Annotated in this window: 13 protein-coding genes; 11 read left to right on the top strand and 2 right to left on the bottom strand. The window is 68.8% G+C overall.

The annotated features are described in order from the left end of the window. Positions 1-69: 69 nt before the first annotated feature. From NUG21_RS13375 to NUG21_RS13350, 6 genes are all read left to right on the top strand, one after another. On the top strand, positions 70-2,898 hold the full coding sequence (locus NUG21_RS13375) for a TonB-dependent receptor (RefSeq protein ID WP_263391126.1): 2,829 nt from the start codon (positions 70-72) through the stop codon (positions 2,896-2,898). A 161-nt stretch (positions 2,899-3,059) separates the two neighbouring features. Next, positions 3,060-7,241 carry an Ig-like domain-containing protein gene (locus NUG21_RS13370; RefSeq protein ID WP_263393084.1) on the top strand — a complete coding sequence of 1,394 codons (4,182 nt, stop codon included), beginning with the start codon at positions 3,060-3,062 and terminating at the stop codon, positions 7,239-7,241. Further along, a complete protein-coding gene (locus NUG21_RS13365) occupies positions 7,238-8,833 on the top strand; it encodes a family 43 glycosylhydrolase (protein WP_263391125.1) in 1,596 nt (531 codons plus the stop codon). Before NUG21_RS13370 ends, NUG21_RS13365 begins: the two co-directional genes overlap by 4 nt. 424 nt (positions 8,834-9,257) lie before the next feature. Then, on the top strand, positions 9,258-11,060 hold the full coding sequence (locus NUG21_RS13360; RefSeq protein WP_263393083.1) for an Svx/AvrXca family virulence/avirulence protein: 1,803 nt from the start codon (positions 9,258-9,260) through the stop codon (positions 11,058-11,060). 382 nt (positions 11,061-11,442) lie between these two features. Beyond that, entirely contained in the window at positions 11,443-13,857 is a 2,415-nt protein-coding gene (locus NUG21_RS13355) for a glycoside hydrolase family 127 protein (protein WP_263391124.1), read from the top strand. A gap of 504 nt (positions 13,858-14,361) precedes the next feature. Next, complete coding sequence (locus NUG21_RS13350; protein ID WP_263391123.1) at positions 14,362-17,238, top strand: TonB-dependent receptor domain-containing protein; 2,877 nt, start codon at positions 14,362-14,364, stop codon at positions 17,236-17,238. A 277-nt stretch (positions 17,239-17,515) separates the two neighbouring features. Here the strand turns inward: NUG21_RS13350 and NUG21_RS13345 are convergent, their stop codons facing one another. Both NUG21_RS13345 and htpG read right to left on the bottom strand, forming a co-directional pair. Continuing rightward, complete coding sequence (locus NUG21_RS13345; protein WP_317852467.1) at positions 17,516-18,667, bottom strand: Ldh family oxidoreductase; 1,152 nt, start codon at positions 18,665-18,667, stop codon at positions 17,516-17,518. Positions 18,668-18,689: 22 nt separating this feature from the next. After that, a complete protein-coding gene (gene htpG, locus NUG21_RS13340; protein ID WP_263391122.1) occupies positions 18,690-20,594 on the bottom strand; it encodes a molecular chaperone HtpG in 1,905 nt (634 codons plus the stop codon). A 220-nt stretch (positions 20,595-20,814) separates the two neighbouring features. Between htpG and rsmD the strand changes: the two genes are divergently transcribed. From rsmD to ggt, 5 genes are all read left to right on the top strand, one after another. Beyond that, complete coding sequence (gene rsmD / locus NUG21_RS13335; RefSeq protein ID WP_263391121.1) at positions 20,815-21,420, top strand: 16S rRNA (guanine(966)-N(2))-methyltransferase RsmD; 606 nt, start codon at positions 20,815-20,817, stop codon at positions 21,418-21,420. After that, positions 21,417-21,923: a pantetheine-phosphate adenylyltransferase gene (coaD, locus tag NUG21_RS13330; protein WP_263391120.1), complete on the top strand. Its 507-nt coding sequence runs from the start codon at positions 21,417-21,419 to the stop codon at positions 21,921-21,923. Before rsmD ends, coaD begins: the two co-directional genes overlap by 4 nt. A 40-nt stretch (positions 21,924-21,963) precedes the next feature. Continuing rightward, the gene (locus tag NUG21_RS13325) at positions 21,964-22,458 is read left to right on the top strand and encodes a hypothetical protein (protein ID WP_160947056.1); all 495 of its coding nucleotides are present in this window, start codon (positions 21,964-21,966) and stop codon (positions 22,456-22,458) included. A gap of 290 nt (positions 22,459-22,748) precedes the next feature. Further along, positions 22,749-23,033 carry a YfhL family 4Fe-4S dicluster ferredoxin gene (locus NUG21_RS13320; protein WP_017908325.1) on the top strand — a complete coding sequence of 95 codons (285 nt, stop codon included), beginning with the start codon at positions 22,749-22,751 and terminating at the stop codon, positions 23,031-23,033. Further along, positions 23,030-24,787: a gamma-glutamyltransferase gene (ggt, locus tag NUG21_RS13315; protein ID WP_263391119.1), complete on the top strand. Its 1,758-nt coding sequence runs from the start codon at positions 23,030-23,032 to the stop codon at positions 24,785-24,787. The genes NUG21_RS13320 and ggt overlap by 4 nt, the downstream gene beginning before the upstream one ends. Positions 24,788-24,810 lie beyond the last annotated feature (23 nt).

Raw genomic sequence — 24,810 nt, 5'->3', positions numbered from 1 at the left:
CGACGGGGCGGCCGCCTGGGGAAGGGCGGCGCTCCAGCGATCGCCAGGCCGCCGCTCAGGAGATTTCCGATGCCGTCTTTGCTCGAACGCGTTGTGCCGCTGCTCCCGTGTTCCTGGCGTGCCGCGCCGCAACCCGGTCCACTGGCTGCGGCCATCTGCACCGCGCTGGCCCTGCTCGCGCCAGCGGTGCAGGCGCAGGATGCACAGACGCAGGACACCCAGGCGACCACGCTGGAACGGGTCAGCGTCACCGGCAGCCATCTGCGCCGGGTCGATGCCGAGACCGCCAGCCCGGTCATCACCATCGACCGCCAGCGCATCGAGGACAGCGGCCAGAACACGCTCGGCCAGTTGCTGCAGCAGCTGCCGGCGATGGCCGGCAACATGCCCAACGTGGCGCTCAATTCCGGCTTCAGCCACGGCCGTGCGCTGGTCTCGCTGCGCAATCTCGGCCCCGAGCGCACCCTGGTGCTGGTCAACGGCCACCGCATGGCCGGGCCGGCCAGCAGCGTCGCCGCCGCGCCCGGCGTGGACGTCAACGCGATTCCGGCGGCGATGGTCGAGCGCATCGAGGTGCTCACCGACGGCGCCTCGTCGGTGTACGGCTCCGACGCCATCGCCGGCGTGGTCAACATCATCCTCAAGGACAAGTACGACGGCTTCGCCGCCACCGCCGACTACGGCCTGAGCACCCACGGCGATGGCAACCGCCGTTCGCTTGGCCTGGAGTGGGGCAAGACCTGGGACCGCGGCGGGCTGATCCTGGGCGTGAGCCGCAGTTCCATGAACGCGCTGTACGACAGCGACCGCGACTATGCGCGCACCGCGCAGAGCTATCTCAACGGCGACGTGGTGGAGCGCCGCGGCAACGGCACCCGCGCCTTCCTCGGCAATGGCAGCGTGCTGACCCCCAACGCGAACCTGGCACCCGGCCAGGTGACCGCGGGCGATTTCCACACCTACAGCCAGGCAGTCGAAGGCTACGACGCGTACACCGGCCAGTACCTGATCACCCCGGTGCAGCGCACCAACGCCTCGGCGCACGCCAGTTTCGACTTCACCCCGAACGTGCAGGGCTACCTGGACATGTTCTGGACCCGCAGCGAGACCACCTCGCAGCTCACCGCCTACGGCCTGGAACTGCCCAACGCCGCGCAGAACTACTACAACCCCTTCGGCGCCCAGCTCAGCCGCTACCTGCTGCGCTCGGTGCCGGCCAACACCCGCGTCTACACCTCGACGATGTACCAGACCAACATCGTCGCCGGCCTGCGCGGCAAGTTCGGCGACAGCAGCTGGCAGTGGGACGCGGCGGCCGGCTACGCGCACTACAAGGACACCCTGGTGCGCAACGGCTTCTCCATCACCTCGGCGCTGAACAACGCGGTGGGCGCCTCGTTCCGCGACAGCGACGGCACCATCAAGTGCGGCACGCCCGGCAACGTCATCGCCGGCTGTACCCCGATCAACGTGTTCAACCCGGACGATCCGGCCACCATCGCCGGCATCAAGGCCACCCAGAGCGCGGTCGACCTAATCGACGAGAGCACCATGAAGTTCGCCGAGGCCAGCGTCAACGGCGACCTGTTCGCGATGCCGGCCGGGGCGGTGCAGGCCGCGTTCGGCCTGTCGTTCCGCAAGAACGGCTTCTCGCAGGGCACCAGCAATCCGGTGGCGGCCGCCGATGCGGAAGGCAACTGCGACTACAACGACGGCTGCATCATGAACCAGGGCCACGACGAGACCATCAAGGAGGCCTACGCCGAAGTGCTGGTGCCGCTGATCAAGGGCGTGACCGGCGCGCAGGCGCTGAACCTCAACCTGGGCACGCGCTACTCGCGCTACGACTACTGGGGCAGCACCACCAACAGCAAAGTCGCGCTGGAATGGCGGCCGATCGACAACCTGCTGATCCGCGCCACCGGCTCGCAGGTGTTCCGCGCGCCGGCGTTGGGCGACCTGTACGGCTCGCCGTACAACGGCGTGGTCGACGACGTCGCCGACTACACGGATCCGTGCAACGGCTACACCGGCGGCGGCAATCCCGCAGCCTGCGCCAACGTGCCGACCGATGGCCGTTTCGTCAACACCTCCACCTTCACCGTGCTCACCACCGGCTCGGCCAACGCCGGTTTCGCGATCAAGCCCGAGCAGGGCCGTTCCTACAACATCGGCGCGGTGTACGACCCGGGCTGGGCCGAGGGGCTGTCGCTGAACCTGGATAGCTGGCGCGTCACTCTCGACGACATGATCAACGGCGTCGGTCTGAATCAGGTGCTGCAGTACTGCTACGACGGTCAGAGTGCCTACTGCCCGTTGATCGAGCGCGGCCCCACCGGGCAACTGGTCAGCGTGACCGTGCCGTTCGCGATCAACAGCGGCAAGGTCGACATCCGCGGCGACGACGTCGGCATCAAGTACGCCTTGCCCGAGACCGCCTGGGGCCGCTTCCGCGTCGGCGTCGATGCCACCTACCTGTCCAGCTACAAATTCAGCGGCGATCCGCACAACTACGTGGGCGAACAATCCAGCTACGGCAATCTTCCACGCTGGCGCGCGAACTTCACGCTCGACTGGGACAACGGTCCCTGGCACGCGAGCTGGAACACCCGCCTGATCGGCCGTACCACGGTCGGTAGCGCCTACGAGGACTTCTGCGTCAACACCGCCGCCGACGGCAGTTGCGTATATTTCCCGGTCGGTGCGGTGACCTACCACGACGCCAGCGTGAGCCGGAAGTTCGAGCGCCTGCACAGCACCCTGGCGCTGGGCGTGAACAACCTCGGCAATCGCACGCCGCCGCGCTACTACGGCTACGCCAGTGCGGCCAACACCGACGCGTTCACCTACGACACGCTTGGGCGTTATTTCTGGGCGCGGATCAGGACCGAGTTTTGAGTCGCCTGTCTGCACTCGGTGGCGTCGCGTCGCGCGTGCGGCGCGGCGCCGCCCTTCTAGGTTGCCTGCTGTTCGCGGTGGCGGTTTCAGCGTCGGCCACCAGCGGCGATCTGCTCGACCGCGATGGCGAAGGTCTGCAGCCCAGCAATGCCGCGATCGGCATGCCGCGTTTTACCGGCGATGCGCATCCGCTGCCGGACAGCGGCGTGGCGTTCGCGCCGGGGCGGGGGCAGGGCCAGTTGCAGCGGGTGTTCGCCGCCGACCTGGCGGCGGGGGCAGGCAGCGCGCCCGGCCGCGATTTCTGGATCGACCGCCTGCTGGCGCGGCAGGGCACCGGCGGCGGCTTCGGCGACAGCAACAACTGGCTGTTCACCCGTGGCCGCGCCGCCTACCTGTACACGCACAAGCCGGAGGAGCCCGGCTTCGTCGGCGACGTGGCCTATGTGCACAAGACCGGCCACGACGCGCTGTTCCGCCTGCAACTGGAGCGCGATGGCGTGCCGATCGCGCTGGTCGAGGACAGTGCGCAGCGGCGACAGACGCCGAGCTATTTCAGCAGCGTCTACGCCGGTGCCGGCGTGCGCCTGCAATTGATCAAGTTCATCACCGAGCAGAACGTGGCGGTGGCCGAGGTCACGGTGTCCAGTGCCGACGGCGTCGCTCACACGTTGACCCTGCGCGCGGCCTCACCGATGGCCACCCATCCCGACGGTGCCGAATTGACCGGCGCCTTCGTCACCCATAACGCCATCACCACACTGTTTCCGCGCCTGTCCGGCGATGGCTTCGCGGTCGATGGTGCGAGCATCGCGCGGCCATTGGCCGTGCCGGCGCACGGGCCGGCGTCGACCTTGAAAGTACAGCTGGGGCTGATCGCCCACGAGTTGCCGGCGTCGCTCCAGGAATACCGGCACATCGTCGCGCAGTCGCCGCAGCAGGCCTACCGTGACCACGTCGTCGCCTACAACCGCTGGTGGGCCGACAACCTGCCGTACCTGGACACGCCCGAGGACAATCTCGACAAGACCCTGTTCTACCGCTGGTGGCTGCTGCGCTTCAATTTCCTGGATGCGGCGGTGCCCGGCAACGACTACCAATTTCCGGTGGCGATCGAAGGCGTGCTCGGCTACGACAACGCCATCGTGCTCACTACCGGCATGTTCATCGACGACCTCAAGTACCTGCGCGATCCGCTGTACGCGTACGGCTCCTGGCTCGGCGCCGGCGAGACCGCCGGCGGCGGCAAGTACGTGGACAACCCCGGTGCGCCGGAGAACTGGTCCAACTCCTACGCGCAATATCTCAGTGCCGCCGCCTGGCGCGCCTACCAGGTGCACGGCGGGCCACCGGCGATCGCAGGACAACTGGCGCGCTACGCCAGCGCCGACGTGGAAGCGCTGCTGCGCGCCTACGACCGCAACGGCAATGGCCTGATCGAATACGACTGGGCGGCGATGACCGGCAACGACGCCGACGCGGTGTCCTTCGACTGGGCCAAGCGCCATGGCGCCCCGCGCATGGACCGCAGCGAGAGCGCGTATGTGTACGCCAATGCGCTGGCCGCCGCGCAGGCCGCGCAGGTGGCCGGCGACACCGCCACCGCCACGCGCATGCAGACGCTGGCGGCGAAGATCCGCCGCGCCGTGCTCGATGTGCTGTGGCAGGACCACAGCGCAAAGGCCGACGGCATGGGCCTGCACGGCGACCTGCTCAAGCAGCGCCAGGCCGACGGGCCGCAGCTGCCGGTGGATTGGAAGGAGACCAACAACTACTACCCCTTCAGCGTCGGCCTGATGCCCAAGCACGGCGATGCCGACGACGACCCCAAGTACGTGCGCGCGCTGCGCCTGTTCGCCGACGCGCGGCAGTTCCCGCTGTTCCCGTTCTACACCGCCAACCAGGCCGATGCACAGGCGCGCGGCGCCGGCGGCAGCAACAATTTCTCGGTGATCAATTCCACCGTGGCGTTCCGCCTGCTCGGCAGCGTGTTGCGCGATTACCCCAGCCCGTACCTGGACGCGTCCAGCTACCGCACACTGCTGTACTGGAACGCGTGGGCGCACTACATCGACGGCGACAACCGCTATCCGGACCAGAACGAGTTCTGGGCGCAGGGCAGCGCCGCCGATGGCGGCCGCATCGGCTACCGTTCGTGGATCCACCACACCCAGCTCGGCGCCACCAACTTCACCGTGATCGAGGACGCGATGGGCCTGCGCCCGCGCAGCGATGCCCTGATCGAGCTGTATCCGATCGACATCGGCTGGGACCATTTCGCCGCCGACCGGCTGCGCTACCGCGACCGCGACCTGAGCATCGTCTGGGACCGCGACGGTCGCCGCTATGGCGGCGCCGCGCCGAAAGGCTATTCGCTGTACCTGGACGGGCGTCTGGCCTTCACCGTCGACCGCCTGGCACACCTGCTGTACGACCCGGCCAGCGGCCGCGTGCAGGCCTTGCCGGATGTGGTCAATGCCGATGCCGCGCAGATGCAGGTGCTGGCCGTGCATCGGCTGGCGCTGCAGGCGCCGCAGCAGGTGCGGTTTCCCGGCGCGGCGCGGATCGGTGCGGTGTTGGCCGATGCCGGGCTCGATACCGCGCTGCCGCCGGGCGCGCGCAACCTGGCGCAGGGCGCGGCGGTCAGCGCCAGCTACGCGACCGACGGATTTCCGGCCACTGCGGCGGTCGACGGCAGCACCGCCAACGAACCGTTCTGGGGCACCGCCGGTTCGAGCAGCACCAGCGACTGGCTGGAACTGGATCTGGGCCGGCCGCAGACCCTGGACGACGTGCGGGTGTACTTCTATCGCAGCTCCTCGCCCGCAGGCGAACAGCACGGTTTTCCGTCGGGTACGCGTGCCGGCTATGCGCCGCCGTGGCTGTACGTGCTGCAGTATCTTGATGAGGACGTGTGGAAGACCGTGCCGGGCCAGGTGCGCGATACGCCGATCGCACAGGGCAACCGCAACCGCGTCCGTTTCCCGCCGCTGCGCGCGCAGCGCTGGCGCGTGCATGTGACCCATGCAGGTGCGCTGCGCACCGGGATCAAGGAGATCCAGGCCTATGCCAGCGGTGCCGCGGCGCCGGCGGTGCAGGGCAACCAGGCGCCGCAGGTCGAGGCCTGGCAGGAAGACGGCAGCAGTGCCGGCGGCGTGGTGCGCCTGGCCGGGCGGGTCGGCGACGACGCACTGCCGAACGGCACGCTTTCCCTACACTGGCGCATGCTGCAGGCACCCCCCGGTGGTGCGGCGCTGTTCGAGCAGCCGCAGGCGGCCACGACCGAGGTGCGCTTCACTGCGCCCGGCGCCTACACCCTGCAGTTGCAGGCCGACGATGGCGCGTTGCAGGGGCACGCCGAGGTGCCGGTGATCGCGGCAGCGACCCCGGCCGGGCAGGCCCTGCAGGTGCAAGGCGAGGCCACGCCGAGCGCGCAATTCACCGCCGGCCATCACCGCCTGCAGGCGCTCAACGATGGACTGCTGCCGGCGCCGGACCAGGAGCCCGCCGCCGACCGCCGCTGGGGCAGCTGGGGGCGCGCGCAGCCCGCCTCGGTGTGGGTGCAGTACCAGTGGCCGCAAGCGCAGCGGTTGAGCGCGGCGGCGCTGTACTTCTGGGACGACCAGCCGCAGGGCGGGGTGGCGTTGCCGCGCGCGTGGACGCTGCAATACCTCGACGGCACGCAGTGGCGTGACATCGCCGTGCGCGGCGGTTATCCGGTGCATGGCAATGGTGCGCCGAGTCGCGTGGCATTCGCGCCGGTGGTCACCACGGCCTTGCGCGCGGTGCTGCAGACCGCGGTGCAGGGCGAAGGCCACTACGCGGTCGGCGTGGACGAATGGAAGGTGTTCGCCGAGCGTGCGGTGGCGACCGAAGCGGTGGACGTGCGTATCGCGCCCGGGCAGGCGCCGACGTTGCCGGCACGCGTCGCCGGCTACTTCGCCGACGGCAGCTGGGGTTGGCTGGGCGTGCGCTGGTCGCAAGTCGATGTGGCGGCGCTGGCCGGCGAGGGCCGCGTGCAGGTGCAGGGCCTGGCCGACGGCGGCGTGCCGGTGACTGCCAGCGTCTGGGTCCGCGCGACCGCACCGGGCCAGCTCACCACCGTGCAGGCGCCGCCGCCGTTGCACGTGCCTGCAGGGCAGGTGCCGGCGCTGCCGGAGCTGGTCTCCGTGCAGTACAACGACGGTTCGCGCGAGCGCGTGCCGGTGCGTTGGTCGCCGCTGGCGTCGGCCGCCTATGCGAAGCCAGGGCGCCTGAGCGTGGTCGGGCAGGCGCAGGGGCGCGAGGGCAGCGGCGAGTTGCCGGTGCGGCTGGAACTGGTGATCGAGCCGGAGGCGGGGCCATGAGCCGCCAGTCTGTGCGCAGTGCAGTCGCCTGCTTGCTGATGACCTACGCTGCTTGCATCGGCGTTGCCACGGCCGCCGCGCCGGCAACGCCGCGGTCGCGGCCGGTGCAGGCGCCGGGCAACCCGATCCTGGCCGACGGCCGCGACTATGCGGCCGACCCGGCACCACTGGTCGCCGATGGCAAGCTCTACATCATCGCAGGCCGCGACGACGCGCCGCCGGAGGTCAACGACTTCGTCATGGACCGCTGGCAACTGCTGGTTACCGACGACGTCGGCAGTGGCCGCTGGACCTACTATCCGGCACTGCTGCGACCGCACCAGGTCTTCGCCTGGGCCGCCCCCGGTCATGCCTACGGCGCGCAGATCGTGCAGGGCCCGGACCGGCGCTACTACCTGTATGCGCCGGTGCAGGAAGCGCACTCGCGCAATGCCGATCCGTTCGCGATCGGGGTGGCGGTGGCCGACAGCCCATTGGGGCCGTGGCGCGACGCGCATCCGCAGGGGCCGATCCTGTCGCAATCGCTGCCGGCGCCCAACGCGATCCAGAACATCGACCCGACCGTGCTGGTCGACGACGACGGCCGCGTGTACCTGTATTGGGGCACCTTCGGCAAGCTGTTCGGCATCGAGCTGGAACGCGACATGGTCACGCCGAAAGGGCAGGCGGTGGCGGTGACCACGCTGGACGGCTACTTCGAGGCGCCGTGGCTGTTCAAGCGCAACGGCACCTACTACCTGGCCTATGCCGGCAACCGTGCCGGGCCGGCGTCGGACTGCACGCCGACGCTGTACCACGCCTGCATCGCCTACGGCAGCGCGTCGTCGCCGCTGGGGCCGTGGACCTACCGCGGGGTGCTGCTGCCGCCGGTCTCCTCGACCACCTCGCACTCGGGCATCGTCGAATTCAACGGCCAGTGGTACCTGGTCTATCACACCGCCGACGCCAAGGGCGGCGGGCATTTCCGCCGCAGCGTGGCCATCGACCGATTGCAGTGGGACGACACCCGGCAGCCGGCGCGGATCCTGCCGGTGGTGGCCACGCGCCGACCGCAGCCGCCGTTGCCACCGCAGCGCAACGTCGCCCGCTATGCGCAGGCCAGCGCGTCCAACGGCCCGGACATCCCGCACCAGTACTGGATCGCGGCGCTCAACGACGGGCGGGTCAAGCGCAATCCCCTGCCGCCGCAGCTATGGGGCAGCTGGACACCGCACAACCCGCCGCAGCAGTGGCTGCAGTACAGCTGGGCGCAACCGGTGACGCTGCAGCGCAGCCGCATCCTGTTCTGGGCCGACCATCCGCCGGGTGCGGACAGCGGCGTGGCGCCGCCGGCACGCTGGCGGCTGGAGTACCGCCACGATGGCCGCTGGTGGCCGCTGGCGCAGAGCACGCACGCGCCTGTCGCCGGTCGCTGGCAGACGCTGCGCTTCGACCCGGTGACCACGCGCTGCGTGCGCGCGGTACTGGATGCCGCCGGCGGTAGCGAGCGTTACGCCGCGCTGGCGGTGCAGGAGTGGGAGATGCTCGCGCCGCAGGCGCAGCGCCTGCCGCAGGCCACCGTCGCGGATGCGCAACGCTGCGACACGCCTTGAGGCCAGGCGCGCATGCCGACTGAGCAAACGTCGCCGAGCTTCGCGCGTTCCAGTGGCGAGACCTGCCGCCGACGTCGGCCGCCGTTGCCGTCCGCATCATGTTCCTGTCGTGACGCCAGTTCGATTTTCGACATGTGTGCGGAATTAGCCCGATTCCGTGGGGATAACCGTAAGGTGCATTGCGTCTGACTGCATTAGGCTGGCGACGGGTTGCCGATGTGCGACTGGCTGAAGCGCCGTCTGTTGTCGGCGTTGCGCCGGCCGCGTTTTTAACGGCACGCCGTGGGGGGCGGCGGATTCATCCAGCACTGCCTGCTGTTGCGGCGGATCGCGTCGATCGTCCAATCCATCCAATCTCATCGGGCAAGAGGAGGGTAGGGTCGTGAAAATTGCTGCTTCTCGATTCGTGCGTAGGGTGTCCGCAGTGTGCCTGTCGGCCCTTTTGGCCCTGGCTGCGCAGCATGCGCATGCCGCGTCCGTCTGCACCGCCGGTCAATGGATCGCCAATCCCGACGACACCGACATGCCGTCCGTCCGCTACGAAACCGAACACTTCGCTTTCCGCTGGCAGGGCGGGCAAGCCGTTTCCCAGGACGACGTCGCCTCGGCAGCCAAGGAGCTGGAGCTGATCTGGGACGACTACATGGCGCGCGTCGGTTTTCCCGAGCCTTACTGCAACACCGCGAAGAAGTACAAGGTCAGCGTCTACCTGGACCACAGCTTCGGCCTGAACGGCGGTACCTCCGCCAGTGGCGGCATGGGCATGTGGATCAATCCGGACCAGTTGGGATATCACTGGGGCCTGGCGCATGAACTGACCCATGGGTTGCAGGGCAGTACCGGCGGCTTGCGCGATTCGCCGTATGTCGGCTGGATCTGGGAATCGCATGCCAACTGGATGGCCCATCAGTATTTCCACGACGATGTGCAGTGCTCGGAGATGTTGGTGAACTACCCGCATCTCTATCTTGGCTCGACCCGCGACCGCTACTGCAACTGGCAGTTCATGGAGTACCTCAAGGATCGCTTCGGCTACGCGATCATCAACGATCTCTGGGCCAAGGCGCCCAAGCCCGGCGATTCCCGCCAGGCCGATGCCGACCCGTTCTCGATCATTCGCGACAACATGGGCTGGAGCCAGTCGCAACTCAACGACGTGCTCGGCGACTGGGCCATGCATAACGTGCACTGGGACTACATCGACCCGGATGGTCGCGATCATGGCGCGGTGATGCGCCGGGAATATGGCAGCAATACCGCGTTCGATCCGGAAAACCCGTCCGATGAGACCAATCGGGATCGCGCCCTGCGCCTGACCCAGCTGGATCCGGTGCAGGGCCAGGCGGGCGTCTACCAAGTGCCGTTCGACTGGGCGCCGCAGCGCTGGGGCTACAACCTGGTCCGGCTGATTCCCGCCGAGAATGCGACTGCGGTGGTGGTGAAGTTCCATGGCAACGTACAGCAGCGGTCGGCGGTCGACACCTTGCCGGGTCTGGCGAACGATCCCGAGACGATCGGCTCACCCGACTCGGATTGGCGCTGGGGCTTGGTCGCCATCGATGCCAACGGCAAGCCGCGCTACAGCGCGTTGCAGCATGGCGCCGCTGCCTCGCTGTCGTTCCAGCTCCGCAGCGGTGACAGCGACCTGTATCTGGTGGTCATGGGCACGCCGAGCACGATGCAGAAGATCAAGTGGGATCAGTCCTACTACTCGGTCTACCGCTATCCGTGGAGCGTCACGTTGGAGAAGGCCTATCCGTCGGGTCAGCAGCCCGGTGCGCCGACGCCGACGCGCGTCGGCAGTCGCCACCCCAACGGCGGCGGCTGGGCCGCGCAGAACGCGTATGTCGCGTCGACGGCCTATGTCGGCCCGCAGGCGCGGGTGCTCGGGGGCAAGGTGCTCGGCGATGCGCGGATCGAGGATCACGCCACGATCCTGGGCGGGCAGGTGCAGGACAGCGCGGTGGTCGGCGGATTGAGCCTGCTGCAGGACGGGGTGACGATCAAGGATCGCGCCCAGCTGCATACGGTGTTCAAGCCGGCGGGGGCGTTCGGTGGATTCACGCTGTCCGGCACCGCGCAGTTGCGTGGCGACGTCGAGCAGCGCGGCGCTTCGGCGAGCAAGGGCGTGTTCTACGGATACGTGGATGCGGACACGGTGACCAGTCCCGACTATGGCGCCGACCTCTCCGAGGCGGTGCCAGAGGTCACGGCGAAGCCACACTGATCGACCGGCAATGACCGACCGGCGCTGTCGTGGCGGATGCCGGTGCATGCGCTGCGACACTGCCGCAGTTTTCCCGATGCATGCAGATGCGACGTGTCGTGCAGGCGGCGCATGAGCCGACGGGCCAATGTTGTATCGGCCGCGTTCGCCTGCGGTGAGCGGACAGGGCTTGGTCGCCTGCGGTAGGTCGATGCGGCGTTTCGGCAGAAATCCGCATCTGCAGGCATCAGTGGGGACAAGACGCGCTGTCACCCGGGTGACACAGTGACACCGGATCCGCCGGTCATTGCCCGCGGAGTCGGCGCCGACACCCCACACAGGAGCAGTCCATGCCTCGATGCGTTTCTTTCCCGCATGCCACCTCGCGCGCGGGAGTCCGGCGATGAGCGGGCAGGGGACGCATCGGCACGCTGCCGCCTGCGTGCACGCATCCGCCGATGCGGCCGGCGCCGCGCTGGATCCTTCGCGCCGCCGCTTCCTGCAATGGAGCGCACTGGCGGTGGCGGCCGGGATGCTGCGCTTTCCGCTGGACGCCGCCGCGTCCACGCCCGGGCGCGTGCAGGCGCTGCCCTTGCAGCAGGTCACGCTGAAACCGTCGCTGTTCCTGGAGTCGCTGCAGACCAACCGCCGCTACCTGCTGGAACTGGAGCCGGACCGCCTGCTGCACAACTTCCTGCACTACGCCGGCCTGCCGCCGAAGGGCGCGGTGTACGGTGGCTGGGAGGGCGATACCATCGCGGGCCACACGCTGGGCCACTACCTCAGCGCACTGGCCAAGATGCACGCGCAGACCCGCGACCCCGCGCTGCGCGAACGCATCGACTACATCGTCGCCGAGCTGGCGCGCGCGCAGGCCAAGGATGCGGACGGTTACGTGGGCGGGCTCACCCGCAAGAACGACCAAGGCGTCATCGACAGCGGCAAGATGGTGTTCGAGGAAGTGCGCCGCGGCATCATCAAGGGCAGCAAGTTCAATCTCAACGGCAGCTGGTCGCCGCTGTACACCCAGCACAAGCTGTTCGCCGGCCTGCTCGACGCGCATGCGCTGGGCGGCAGCAAGCAGGCGCTGGAGGTGCTCCTGCCGCTGGCCGCCTACACCGCCGGCGTGTTCGATGCGCTCGACCACGCGCAGATGCAGACCCTGCTGGACACCGAGTTCGGCGGCCTCAACGAGTCCTATATCGAGTTGGGCGCCCGCACCGGCGATGCACGCTGGATCGCGATCGGCAAGCGCCTGCGCCACGAAAAGGTGATCGACCCGGCCGCGGCCGGGCGTGACGAACTGCCGCACATCCATGCCAATACCCAGGTGCCCAAGTTCATCGGCGAGGCGCGCCAGTTCGAGGTCGCCGGCGACGCCGACGCGGCCGCGGCGGCCCGCTTCTTCTGGGAGACGGTCACCACGCACTACAGCTACGTGATCGGCGGCAATGCCGACCGCGAGTACTTCCAGGAGCCCGATACCATCGCCGCGTTCCTGACCGAGCAGACCTGCGAGCATTGCAACAGCTACAACATGCTCAAGCTGACCCGGCATCTGTACCAGTGGACGCCGCAGGCGCGTTACTTCGACTACTACGAGCGCACGCTGCACAACCACACCATGGCCGCGCAGCATCCGGGTACCGGCATGTTCACTTACATGACGCCGATGATCAGCGGCGGCGAGCGCGGCTTCTCCGACAAGTTCGACTCGTTCTGGTGCTGCGTCGGCAGCGGCATGGAAGCGCATGCACAGTTCGGCGATGCCATCTACTGGCAGGACGACACCTCGCTGTACGTGAATCTCTACATCCCCTCGCGGCTGGACTGGAGCGAGCGCGACCTGGCGCTGGAACTGGACAGCGGCGTGCCCGACAACGGCAAGGTGCGCCTGCAGGTGCTGCGCGCTGGTGCACGCACACCGCGGCGCCTGCTGTTGCGGGTGCCGGCCTGGTGCCAGGGCCGCTACACCTTGCGCGTGAACGGCAAGCCCGCACGCGCGGCGCTGGCCGACGGCTATCTGACGCTGGAGCGCGACTGGCGCGCCGGCGACGTGATCGACCTGGACCTGGCCACGCCGCTGCGGCTGGAACATGCCGCCGGCGATACGGACACGGTGGTGGTGATGCGCGGGCCGCTGGCGCTGGCGGCCGACCTGGGGCCGGTGAGCACCCCCTACGATGCGCCGGACCCGGCGTTGGTGGCCGCGGCCGATCCGCTGCGCGGCTTTGCCGAGCTGCCGCAGCCCGGCCATTTCCAGGCCAGCAGCACGCAGCCGCCGGGCCTGACCTTCGTGCCGTTCTACGCGCAGTACGAGCGCCGCAGTGCGCTGTATTTCAAGCGCATGGACCCCGCCCAGTGGGCGGAGGAGGCGCAGCGGCGGGCGCGCCGCCAGGCCGAGCAGGACAAGCTGCGCGCGATCGCGGTGGACATGATCCAGTTCGGCGACGAGGCCTCCGAGCAGGCGCACCAGCTGCGCAGCGACACCTCCTTCGGTGGCGCCTACCGTCGCCAGCAGTGCCGCGACGTGCGCGGCAAGGGCTTCGTCGAGTTCCGCATGCGCGGTAGTGCGCAACCGCTGGCGCTGCGCCTGCGCTTCTGGGGCAGCGACAAGGGTCGCTTCAACATCCTGGTCAATGGCAAGCTGGCCGTGGAGGTGGCGGTGGAGCGCGGCCAGGTGATCGATTTCGTCGACCGCGACTACCCGTTGCCGCCGGCGCTGACCCGCGATGCGCAGCCGCTGACCGTGCGCATCGAGCCGCAGCACGGCGACACTGCCGGCCCGCTGTTCGGCGGCTGGCTGATCCCGGCGTGACGCCGCGTGGCGGTACCGTCCGCATCGCCCCGCACGGCCGATGGCAGCGCGTGCCTGTCGTGATCGTCACTATGCGACACGGCGCCACGCCGCGGCACGCTCGCCACGTGCAGCGCGGTGCCACGCACGACCATGCATGATTCCGCACGCGAAACCGCGAATCGCGACAAGACGCGGCCGTGCATCCACGTCACAGTGTGACCGCGTGATGAAAATCTGATCGCATCGTCGTACCGGCCGTGGCGCCGGCGCGCGCTACCGGAGCGCCGCCGGCGTCGTCGGACGTCATCGCAGTAGCGGGAGAGCCGCGCACGGCCGTGCGCGCAGGACATCGGCCTCCCCCGCGGTGCGCCAGGCTGCCATGGCCGGGCGCAGGCATGCCACCGCAGGCGCCGCGCAGGCGCCGCCATCCAGCAGGTCCGTCCGTCGGCATGGCGCCGGCACGGCGTCGTTCGGCCTGCGTTTGTCCACTGTCCCGTCTCGCCATCCTCCAGGAGCTCGCCAATGTCGTTTTCGCCGCCACGCCCTTCCTTCCGTCATGCCGCGACGCCGCTGGCGCTGGCGGTCGCCACCGCCTTGTCGCTGAGCAGCGCAGCGACGGCGCAGGCGCAGGAGGCGAGCGCCGACAGCGCTCCCCAGACCCTGGACAGCATCGTGGTCACCGGCTCGCGCCTGCGCCGCGTCGACACCGAGACCGCCAACCCGGTGGTGACCATCAGCCGCGCGCAGATCGAAGCCACCGGCAAGGCCACGCTCGGTGACCTGGTGCAGGAGCTGCCGTCGATCGCCGGCAACGCCACCAACCCCAACACCAACAACGGTGGCGGCACCGGTGCCTCGGTGATCTCGCTGCGCGGTCTCGGCGACAAGCGCACCCTGGTGCTGGTCAACGGCACGCGCCTGGCCAGCAACGACGTCAACGCGATCCCGGCGACCATGATCGAACGGGTGGAAGTGCTCAGCGACGGCGCCTCGGCGGTGTACGGCTCCGACGCCATCGGCGGCGTGGTCAACTTCATCCTGCGCAAGGGCTTCGACGGCATCGAGGCCAGCGCCGATTTCGGCACCAGCTCGCGCAGCGACGGCAACCGCCGCAATTTCTCGCTGACCGCCGGCAAGACCGGCGAGCGCGGCAACATCGTCGCCGGCCTGTCCTACCACGACATCGATCCGGTCTCGGCCGGCGCGCGCGCCTATTCCAGGGACGCGCTGTCGCTGATCGACGGCGTGGGCGTGAAGCAGGGCTCCTCGGCCACGCCGACCGGCAGCATCAGCTTCAACGACGGCTCGGCCGCGGCCAAGGCACTGGCGGCCAGCAACGGCTGTTCGCGGGTGACCTTCAACGGCGGCAGCAGCAGCCCGACCAACGCCAGCCAGTACCACTGCTACGTCGCCTCGACCGATTCCTACAACTACCAGCCGTACAACCTGCTGCAGACCCCGCAGGAGCGCACCAACGCCTTCGTGCTCGGCAGCTACCGCTTCAACGATCACCTGGAAGGCTACGTCAACACCTATTTCAGCAAGACCACCTCGTCCTCGATCATCGCGCCGATCCCGATCTTCGCCAACGGCGACAACTTCCTGGTCTCCTCGGCCAGCTACTACAACCCGTTCGGCGTCAACTTCGGCACCGACCGCAGCACCGGCACCTCGTACAACAACTTCAACACCCGCGCCACCGTGCTCGGCAATCGGCAATACCAGTACAACACCTACAATTTCCAGATCAATCCGGGCCTGCGCGGCAGTGTCGGCGACAGTTCCTGGCAGTGGGATGCCAGCCTCAACTACGGCAAGGTCAAGCAGAAGTCGATCAACCAGGGCTTCCTCGACTACGCCGGCTTCAATGCCGCGGTGGGGCCGTCGTTCCTGGCCGCCGACGGTACGGTCAAGTGCGGCAGCCCCGGCGCGGTGATCGCCGGCTGCACCCCGATCGACGTGTTCAACCTCAACGCGGCCAGCAACAAGGCCGCGCTGGAAGCGCTGGTGGTCAATCCGATCGTCACCAACGTCTACACGGTCAAGCAGTTCGAGGCCAATGCCAACGGCGAGCTGTTCGCGCTGCCGGCCGGCACCGCCAGCCTGGCAGTGGGGGTCTCCTATCGCAAGGAGAGCACCAGCACTGCGGCCGATCCGCTGTGGACCGGCGACGAGAACGGCATGTGCGGCGTGCTCGAGTACTGCGCCTCGGTGCTCGGCGGCAGCTTCAGCGTCAAGGAAGCCTATGCCGAAGCGCTGTTCCCCTTGCTGGCCGGGCTGCCCGGCGTGCACTCGCTCAACCTGACCGTGGGCAGCCGCTTCTCCGACTACGACACCGTCGGCAGCAAGACCAACAGCAAGGTCTCGCTGGAGTACCGCCCGATCGAGAACCTGCTGCTGCGCGGCACCGCCTCGCAGGTGTTCCGCGCGCCCAACATCGGCGAGCTGTACGCCGGCGTGGCCGGCGATTCGCCGTCGGTCACCGATCCGTGCAATGGCTATACCGGCGGCCATGCCGCGGCCTGCGCCAACGTGCCCACCGACGGTAGCTACCAGCAGGCCGACAACCAGGTCGGCGCCAAGGCTTCCGGCGCGGCGGTGGCCGGCTACCAGCTCAAGCCGGAGACTGGCATGTCCTACGATTTCGGCGTGGTCTACGACCCGGGCTGGGTCGAGGGCCTGTCGATGAGCGCGGACCTGTGGAAGATCAACCTCAAGGACACCATCACCCAGGTGTCGGCGCAGACCGTGCTCAACCAGTGCTACGCCAACGACGCCAGCGCGTTCTGCGCGCTGATCCATCGCAACGACAACGGCACCGTCAACTACATCGCCGAGCCCACCGTGAACCTGGGCAAGCTGTGGGCCAGCGGCGCGGACTTCAGCCTCACCTACCGGCTGCCGGATACCGCCTGGGGCAGCTTCAGCGCCGGCCTCAACGGCACCTACGTGATCCGCTACGACATCAACCCAGACACCACCGACCCCAGCACCGTCACCATCCACAACGCCGGCAAGTACACCTACGCCTACGGCAACTTCCCGCGCTGGCGCGCGCTGGGCACGCTGAACTGGAACCTGGGCGACTGGAGCGCGTCGTGGCGCGTCCGCTACATCGGCCGCACCGAGATCGGCAGTGCCGACACCCGCCAGAGCCTGTCGGCCGACGCCGACCAGCCCGCCGTGGTTCGCGGCATCGGCGCCTACGTCTACCACAGCGTGCAGGTGGGCTATCAGGTCAAACCGTGGAACACGCGTTTCGAAGTCGGCGTGGACAACCTGGCCGACCGCCAGCCGCCGCTGTACTACGCCAACAACGTCACCAACGCCAACACCGACGTAGCCACCTACGATCTGCTCGGCCGCTACTACTGGGCGCGGGCGACGGTGAAGTTCTGAGGCGGAGCCTGGTGGCGTAGGCGATCGGGTCGCCGGTGCCGTGGCGGGCGGGAAGCCCGCCGCGGTAAGCACGGCCGGCCCGGTTCTACGTGGGCGGTAATGAACCGGTACGGCGCATCACACCATCGGGCCGCCTGCCAGTGAACATGAAAGGCCATCCGTAGGAGCGGCTTCAGCCGCGACGCGATAGCGGTAATGCCGTCGCGGCTGAAGCCGCTCCTACGCCATCACTACATGTCCCCCGCGACTGCGGCAACCCGCATTAGGCGAGGTGCCTTCAATCGAGCAAGGCCACCAGGTCCTGATACAGGGCCTGCGGAATCCGCACGCCTTCACTGCGACTACGTTCCCGCGCCTGGTAGCGGCGTTGCGAAGGCAGGCGTGCCCCGGTGGCCTCGTAGGCGGCAAAGAACGCTTCCGCACGGGCCAGGTGCGCGGCGCGGTCGACGCCGAGGAAGCGCGCCGGATCCAACGCCAAAATCAATTCGCCGTGGTAGGGCGCTGCGCCGGCACCGGCGTCGTGGGCCAGCGATTCGGCGCTGGTGAGGTCGCCGATCAAGGGGCCGGCGATCAGTTCGATCATCGCCGACAGCGCCGAGCCTTTGTGCCCGCCGAAGGTCAGCATCGCACCGCCGTCGGCGACCGCCGCCGGATCGGTAGTCGGCGCGCCTGCGGCGTCCACGCCCCAGCCCTCGGGAATCGACTGGCCGGCACGGCGGCGCAGCTCGATCTCGCCGCGGGCCACCGCGCTGGTGGCGAAGTCGAACACGAACGGCGGCGCGTCCACGCGCGGCCAGCCGAACGCCAGCGGGTTAGTGCCCAGCAGCGGCGTGCGTCCGCCGGCCGGCGTGACCCAGGCATGGCTGGGATTGCAGATCAGCGCGACCAGCCCGGCATCGGTGATGCGCTCGACTTCCGGCCACAGCGCAGAGAAGTGCACGCAACGGTTGATCGCCAGTGCCGCCAGGCCATTGGCACGGGTCTTCTCGATCAACAGCGGCAGCCCACGCTCGAACGCCAGCAGCGAGAACCCGCCGCGCGCATCGACCCGCACGATGCCGGGTGCATGGTCGTGCACGACAGGCTCGGCGTCGCCCACCACCTTGCCGTTGCGCAATGTCGCCACGCAGCCGAGCGTCCGGTACAACCCATGCGAGGCACAGCCGTCGCGCTCGCCGGCGACGATGGTGCGGGTGAGGGCATGCACATGCTCCGGGCTGAAGCCGGCATGGGACAGGATGCGGTCGACCAGGGTGGTGGCCTGGTCCAGGGACAGCGTAATGGTGTCGCTGGAAGTCATCGGGTGGGGCGTGGGGGAAGTCAGGGCGCATCTTCGCCCGCGCCGCTCGTTCGGAAAACCCCTGTTGTCCGCTGCCAGCGTGGCGCGCCCTGTTACGACGACCGCCATGCCGCCGTCGGGCGACGGCATGGCGGAGACGCCTGCGGCGTGGTTACACCGACAGTTCCAACAACAGCTTGTTGAGCCGCCGCACATACGCCGCCGGGTCCTTGAGGCTGTCGCCCGCCGCCAGCGCCGCCTGATCGAACAGCACCTTCGCCAGGTCGCCGAAGCGCTCGCCATCGGCTTCTGCGTCCAGCTTCTCGATCAGCGGGTGCGCGGGGTTGAACTCGAACACCGGCTTGCTCTCCGGCAGCTTCTGGCCGCTGGCTTCCAGGATCTGCCGCATCTGCAGGCCCAGGTCGCCCTGGCCGATGGCTAGGATCGCCGGCGAGTCGGTCAGGCGGTGCGAGACGCGCACCTCGGAGACGTCGTCCTTGAGCACGTTCTGGATGCGCTCGACCAGGCCCTGCTTGGCCTTGGCGGCTTCTTCCTTGGCCTGCTTCTCTTCCTCGCTGTCGAGCTTGCCCAGGTCCAGGTCGCCGCGCGCCACGTCGACGAAGGACTTGCCGTCGAATTCGGTGAGGTAGCTCATCAGCCACTCGTCGATGCGGTCAGTGAGCAGCAGCACTTCGATGCCCTTCTTGCGGAACACTTCCAGGTGCGGGCTGTCCTTGATCTGCGCGTAGCTCTCGCCGGTCAGGTAGTACAGCTTGTCCTGGCCGTCCTGCATCCGCGCCACGTAGTCGGCCAGCGACACGTCTTGCGTGCCGTCGCTGCCATGGGTGGAGGCGAAACGCAGCAGGCCGGCGATCTTCTCGCGGTTGCCGAAGTCCTCGGCCGGGCCTTCCTTCAGCACCTGGCCGAAGTTCTTCCACACGCCCTGGTAGCGCTCGGCGTCGTCCTTGGCCAGCTTCTCCAGCATGTCCAGGGCGCGCTTGGTCAGCGCCGACTTCATCGAGTCGATCACCGGGCCGGACTGCAGGATTTCGCGCGAGACGTTCAGCGGCAGGTCGCTGGAATCGACGATGCCCTTGATGAAGCGCAGGTACAGCGGCAGGAACTGCTCGGCCTGGTCCATGATGAAGACGCGCTGCACGTACAGCTTGAGCCCGCGCGAGGCGTCGCGCTGGTACAGGTCGAACGGGGCGCGGCCGGGCACGTACAGCAGCGAGGTGTACTCCAGCTTGCCTTCGACCTTGTTGTGGCTCCACGCCACCGGGTTCTCGTGGTCGTGGGCGATGTGCTTGTACAGTTCCTGGTATTCCTCGTCCTTGATCTCGGTGCGCGGCCGCGTCCACAGCGCGCTGGCGCGGTTGACGGTTTCCCACTCGGGGGTTTCCGGCGTGTCCTTGTCCTCGCCGTAATGTTCCTTGGGCAGTTCGATCGGCAGGGCGATGTGGTCGGAATACTTGCGCACGATGCCGCGCAGCTTCCAGCCGTCGGCAAAGCCCTTCTCGTCGTCCTTCAGGTGCAGCACGATGCGGGTGCCGCGCTCAGCCTTCTCGATGGTGGCGACCTCGAACTCGCCTTCGCCGCGCGAGGACCAGTGCACGCCCTCGCTCGCGGGCAGCCCGGCGCGGCGGCTGTACACGTCGACCTGGTCGGCGACGATGAAGGCGCTGTAGAAACCCACGCCGAACTGGCCGATCAGGTGCGAATCCTTCTTCTGATCGCCGGACAGGTGCTTGAGGAACTCGGAGGTGCCGGACTTGGCGATGGTGCCCAGGTGCGCGACGATTTCCTCGCGGCTCATGCCGATGCCGTTGTCGTCGATGGTGACGGTGCCGGCGTCCTTGTCGAAGCCGATGCGGATGCGCAGCTGCGCATCGCCGTCCAGCAACTCCGGCTTGACCAGGGCCTCGAAGCGCAGCTTGTCGGCGGCATCGGAGGCATTGGAGATCAGCTCGCGCAGGAAGATCTCCTTGTTGGAATACAGCGAATGGATCATCAGCTGCAGCAGCTGCTTGACCTCGGTCTGAAAGCCCAGGGTTTCTTTTTGGGTTTCCACGCTCATCGGTAGGTGCTCCATGAAGGATGGGCGGCCGCGCGGAGGAGGGCGCGGCTCTGCCGGCCGACATGGTGGCGGCCGCAGCCGGCTTCAAGCGCCGCGCTGCGCATACGCGCGACACCGCGCTGGTCTATGATCCGGACCCCGTTCCGCGCCGCCACCGCCTGCCGCCGATGCCGCACCTGCGTTCCCCGTCCTGCCTGTCCCGGCCCCTGCGAGGCCGCCGATGAGCCGTCTCGGCGGCGGCCAGGTGCGGATCATCGGCGGGCGCTGGCGCAATACGCGGCTGCCGGTGCCGGACCTGGCCGGGCTGCGTCCGACCTCCGACCGGGTCCGCGAGACCCTGTTCAACTGGCTGCAGCCGGTGCTGCCCGGGGCGCGGGTGCTGGACCTGTTCGCCGGCAGCGGCGCACTGGGCCTGGAGGCGGTGTCGCGTGGCGCAGCCGGCGCGGTGCTGGTCGAGCGCGATCCAGGGCAGGTTGCGCAACTGCGCGCCACCGTCGCGCGGCTGCAGGCCCAGGACCAGGTGCAGGTGGTGCAGGGCGATGCGCTGCGCTGGCTGGCCGAAGCCCGGGCCGATGCGCCGGCGGACATCGCCTTCGTCGACCCGCCGTTCGCCTCCGGGCTGTGGGACGCGGTGCTGCAATGCCTGCCGGACAGGCTGGCGGCCGACGCCTGGCTGTACCTGGAGTCGCCGGCCGGGCAGGGGCCGGCGCCGCCGGCACCCTGGGCGCTGTACCGCGAGGGCGGCACCCGCGAGGTGCGCGCTGCCCTGTACCGGCGCACCGCTGCTACACTTCCCGGCGACCTTCACGCGGTACCCGACGCATGACCGTGGCCCATAGCCGCATCGCCGTCTATCCCGGCACCTTCGATCCGATCACCAACGGCCATATCGATCTGGTCAACCGTGCCGCGCCGCTGTTCGAGCAGGTGATCGTGGGCGTGGCGCAGAGCCCGTCCAAGGGGCCGACCCTGCCGCTGGAACTGCGCGTGTCGCTGGCCCGCGAGGCCCTGGCCGGGCACCGCAACGTGGAAGTGCTGGGCTTCGATACCCTGCTGGCGCATTTCGTGCGGTCGGTCGGCGGCGGCGTGCTGCTGCGCGGCCTGCGCGCGGTGTCCGATTTCGAATACGAGTTCCAGATGGCGAGCATGAACCGGCATCTGATCCCGGAGGTGGAGACGCTGTTCCTCACCCCGGCCGAGCAACACAGCTTCATTTCGTCCTCGTTGGTGCGCGAGATCGCGCGCCTGGGCGGGGACGTCTCCGGCTTCGTGCCGCTGTCGGTGGTGCAGGCGCTGGTCCAGGCCCGCCAGGCCGCCGCGCAGCGCTGAGCCGTCCACCATTCACTGACGACACAGAGGGAGCCGTTCCATGAACACCACCGCACGCGCGTTGCTGATCGCTTCGCTGGCCCTGGGCTTCACCGCCTGCAAGAAGGAAGAGGCCGCCAAGCCGGCCGCCGACGCGCAGCCCGCGCTGACCGCCCCGGCCAAGGACGACGACGCCGGCTGGAAGAAGTACCTGCAGGAAGTGGCGATCCAGAACATGGGCACCGTCACCAACAGCCCGTTCCTGTACTACTTGCCGCCGGAATCGGATCCGGAGTTCCAGGCCAAGTACGATCGCCAGGTCGAAAGCGCCACCACCGCCATCGGCCGCGGCATCCAGCCGGGCAACATGCTGGCGTTCGGCTCCTCGGCCTCGGCCAAGATGGCCGACCTGATCGCCGCGGCGTTCGCCAAGGTCGAGCCGAACAGCATGAAGGGCGTGCGCGTGGTCTACATCGGCGCTCCGGCCGACAACGCCCGCGTCGAAGCCGTGGTCAAGCCGACCGGCGCCGACTACATCTTCGTCGAAGCCAAGTAAGCCCGCAGGGCCGGCGCGCCGACGCGCGCCGGCCCCGCCATGGCGCGCCGGCACGGCGCGAGCAATGCCTCTCCGCCATCGTGGAGAAGAGCCCGGCCTGGCGTGACCAGGCAGCCATGTTCGACATGACCTCGCCAGGCGCAGCCGACACCGGCGTCAGACGCCGCGGGCAGTCGACTCCGCCGCTTCGAGGCCGCGGCGATACAGCGTTCCGCGCCGTGGCGCCGCCTTCGCGGGGCCGTCCCGCCCCGATCCGGTAAACTGCACCGGTCAGTGCCGAATTGCGCCACATGTCCCTCAAGATCAACGAGCTCTGCGTCAACTGCGACGTCTGCGAGCCGGCCTGCCCGAACCAGGCCATCGCCATGGGCGAGACGATCTACGTGATCGACCCGGCCCGCTGTACCGAATGCGTCGGCCATTTCGACGAGCCGCAGTGCGTGGTGGTGTGCCCGGTGGAATGCATCGACCCGGACCCGGCGATCCCGGAGACCCACGCGCAGTTGCTGGCCAAGCTGCAGCGCCTGCAGCGCGACCACCCCGAGTTGTACCCACAGGAGCCCCCCGCCGCATGAGAAGCCTCGTCCGCCGTGTCCTGCTGCTCGCCCTGGTCCTGACGCCGTCGGCGTGGGCCGAGGCGCCGGTCGCCGAGGCGACTGCTACCGCCCCGGCCGCGCATCCGCCCGGCGCCGCCATCGCCAGCGGCCACCGCCTGGCCACCGAGGCCGGCCTGCAGATCCTGCGCGAGGGCGGCAATGCCTTCGACGCCGCGGTGGCGGTGTCCTCGACGCTGTCGGTGGTCGAACCGATCAGCTCCGGCCTCGGCGGCGGCGGGTTCTTCCTGCTGCACGACGCCAAGACCGGCAAGGACGTGATGCTGGACGCGCGCGAGACCGCGCCGGAATCGGCGACGCCGGCCGCGTTCCTGGATGCCAAGGGCGAGCTGGACCGCGACCGCTCGATCAACGGGCCGTGGTCGGCCGGCATCCCCGGGCTGCCGGCGGCGCTGGTGGAACTGGCGACCAAGCACGGCCGACTGCCGCTGCGGCAGTCGCTGGCGCCGGCGATCCGCATCGCCCGCGACGGCTTCCCGGTGTACGCGCGCATGGCCGAGGGCTACCAGTCGCGGCGCAAGGTGATGGAGCGTTATCCCGGCACCCGCCAGGTCTACCTGCGCAACGGTCGCCCGATCGCCGTGGGCGACGTGTTCAAGCAGCCGGAGCTGGCCAACACGCTGCAGCTGCTGGCCGACAAGGGCTTCGACGGCTTCTACCGCGGCGCCACCGCCAAGAAGCTGCTGGCCGGCGTGAAGCAGGCCGGCGGGCGCTGGACCGCGGAGGAGCTGGCCGGCTACACGGTCAAGGAGCGCACGCCGATCCGCTTCGACTACAAGGGCTGGACCATCACCACCGCGCCGCCACCGTCTTCCGGCGGCATCGCCCTGGCCAGCATGCTGCAGATCCTGGAGGGCTACGACCTCAAGACCATGGACCCGGTGCACCGCGTGCACCTGACCGTGGAAGCGATGCGCCGCGCCTACCGCGACCGTACTTTCTTCCTGGGCGATCCGGATTTCACCCACGTGCCGCAGCGCATCCTGCTCAGCAAGGATTACGCGGTGGGCCTGCGCTCGACGATCAACCCGGAGAAGGCCACGCCCAGCGACCTGTTGTCGGGCCAGCCGACCCCGCTGGAAGACGACGAGACCACGCATTTCTCCATCATCGACGGCGAAGGCAACCGCGTCGGCGCGACCCAGACGGTCAACCTGCTGTACGGCTCCGGGTTGATTCCGAAGGGTACCGGCGTGCTGCTCAACAACGAGATGGACGATTTCGCGCTGCGTCCGGGCACGCCCAACGCCTTCGGCGTGATGGGCTACGCGGCCAACGCGACCAAGCCGGGCAAGCGCCCGCTCAGCTCGATGTCGCCCACCTTCATGGAGAACGCGGACAAGGCCATCGTGCTCGGCACCCCGGGCGGCAGCCGCATCATCACCATGGTGCTGCTCGGCATCCTCGGCTACGACGACGGCCTCACCGCGCAGCAGGTCGCCGCGCTGCCGCGCTACCACCACCAATGGCTGCCGGACGTGATCGAAGCCGAGACCGGCACCTTCGATGCGGCCACGGCCAAGGGCCTGGAGGCGATGGGGCATACGCTCAAGCTCCCCGGCGACACCGCCGAGGACGGCCACGGGTCCAGCCACGTCTGGGGCAACCTGCAGACCGTGGAATGGGACAAGCGCCGCAACGTACTCAGCGGCGGCAGCGACCCGCGCAATGAGGTCGGCAGTGCCGAAGTGCTGCAGACCGCGCCGGCGCCCTGACGCCCGCTTTTGCGACTCCCCAA

It is taken from the genome of Xanthomonas sp. CFBP 8445, from assembly GCF_025666235.1.
Lineage (GTDB): Bacteria > Pseudomonadota > Gammaproteobacteria > Xanthomonadales > Xanthomonadaceae > Xanthomonas_A > Xanthomonas_A indica.
Note: the sequence above shows the minus strand (reverse complement) of the source record. Positions and strands in the feature narration are given on the sequence as shown.

Coding starts and splice junctions, on each gene's coding strand:
- NUG21_RS13375 (WP_263391126.1), top strand. CDS start 70: ATGCCGTCTTTGCTCGAACGCGTTGTGCCGCTGCTCCCGTGTTCCTGG.
- NUG21_RS13370 (WP_263393084.1), top strand. CDS start 3,060: ATGCCGCGTTTTACCGGCGATGCGCATCCGCTGCCGGACAGCGGCGTG.
- NUG21_RS13365 (WP_263391125.1), top strand. CDS start 7,238: ATGAGCCGCCAGTCTGTGCGCAGTGCAGTCGCCTGCTTGCTGATGACC.
- NUG21_RS13355 (WP_263391124.1), top strand. CDS start 11,443: ATGAGCGGGCAGGGGACGCATCGGCACGCTGCCGCCTGCGTGCACGCA.
- NUG21_RS13350 (WP_263391123.1), top strand. CDS start 14,362: ATGTCGTTTTCGCCGCCACGCCCTTCCTTCCGTCATGCCGCGACGCCG.
- NUG21_RS13345 (WP_317852467.1), bottom strand. CDS start 18,667: ATGCCGTCGCCCGACGGCGGCATGGCGGTCGTCGTAACAGGGCGCGCC.
- htpG (WP_263391122.1), bottom strand. CDS start 20,594: ATGAGCGTGGAAACCCAAAAAGAAACCCTGGGCTTTCAGACCGAGGTC.
- rsmD (WP_263391121.1), top strand. CDS start 20,815: ATGAGCCGTCTCGGCGGCGGCCAGGTGCGGATCATCGGCGGGCGCTGG.
- coaD (WP_263391120.1), top strand. CDS start 21,417: ATGACCGTGGCCCATAGCCGCATCGCCGTCTATCCCGGCACCTTCGAT.
- NUG21_RS13325 (WP_160947056.1), top strand. CDS start 21,964: ATGAACACCACCGCACGCGCGTTGCTGATCGCTTCGCTGGCCCTGGGC.
- NUG21_RS13320 (WP_017908325.1), top strand. CDS start 22,749: ATGTCCCTCAAGATCAACGAGCTCTGCGTCAACTGCGACGTCTGCGAG.
- ggt (WP_263391119.1), top strand. CDS start 23,030: ATGAGAAGCCTCGTCCGCCGTGTCCTGCTGCTCGCCCTGGTCCTGACG.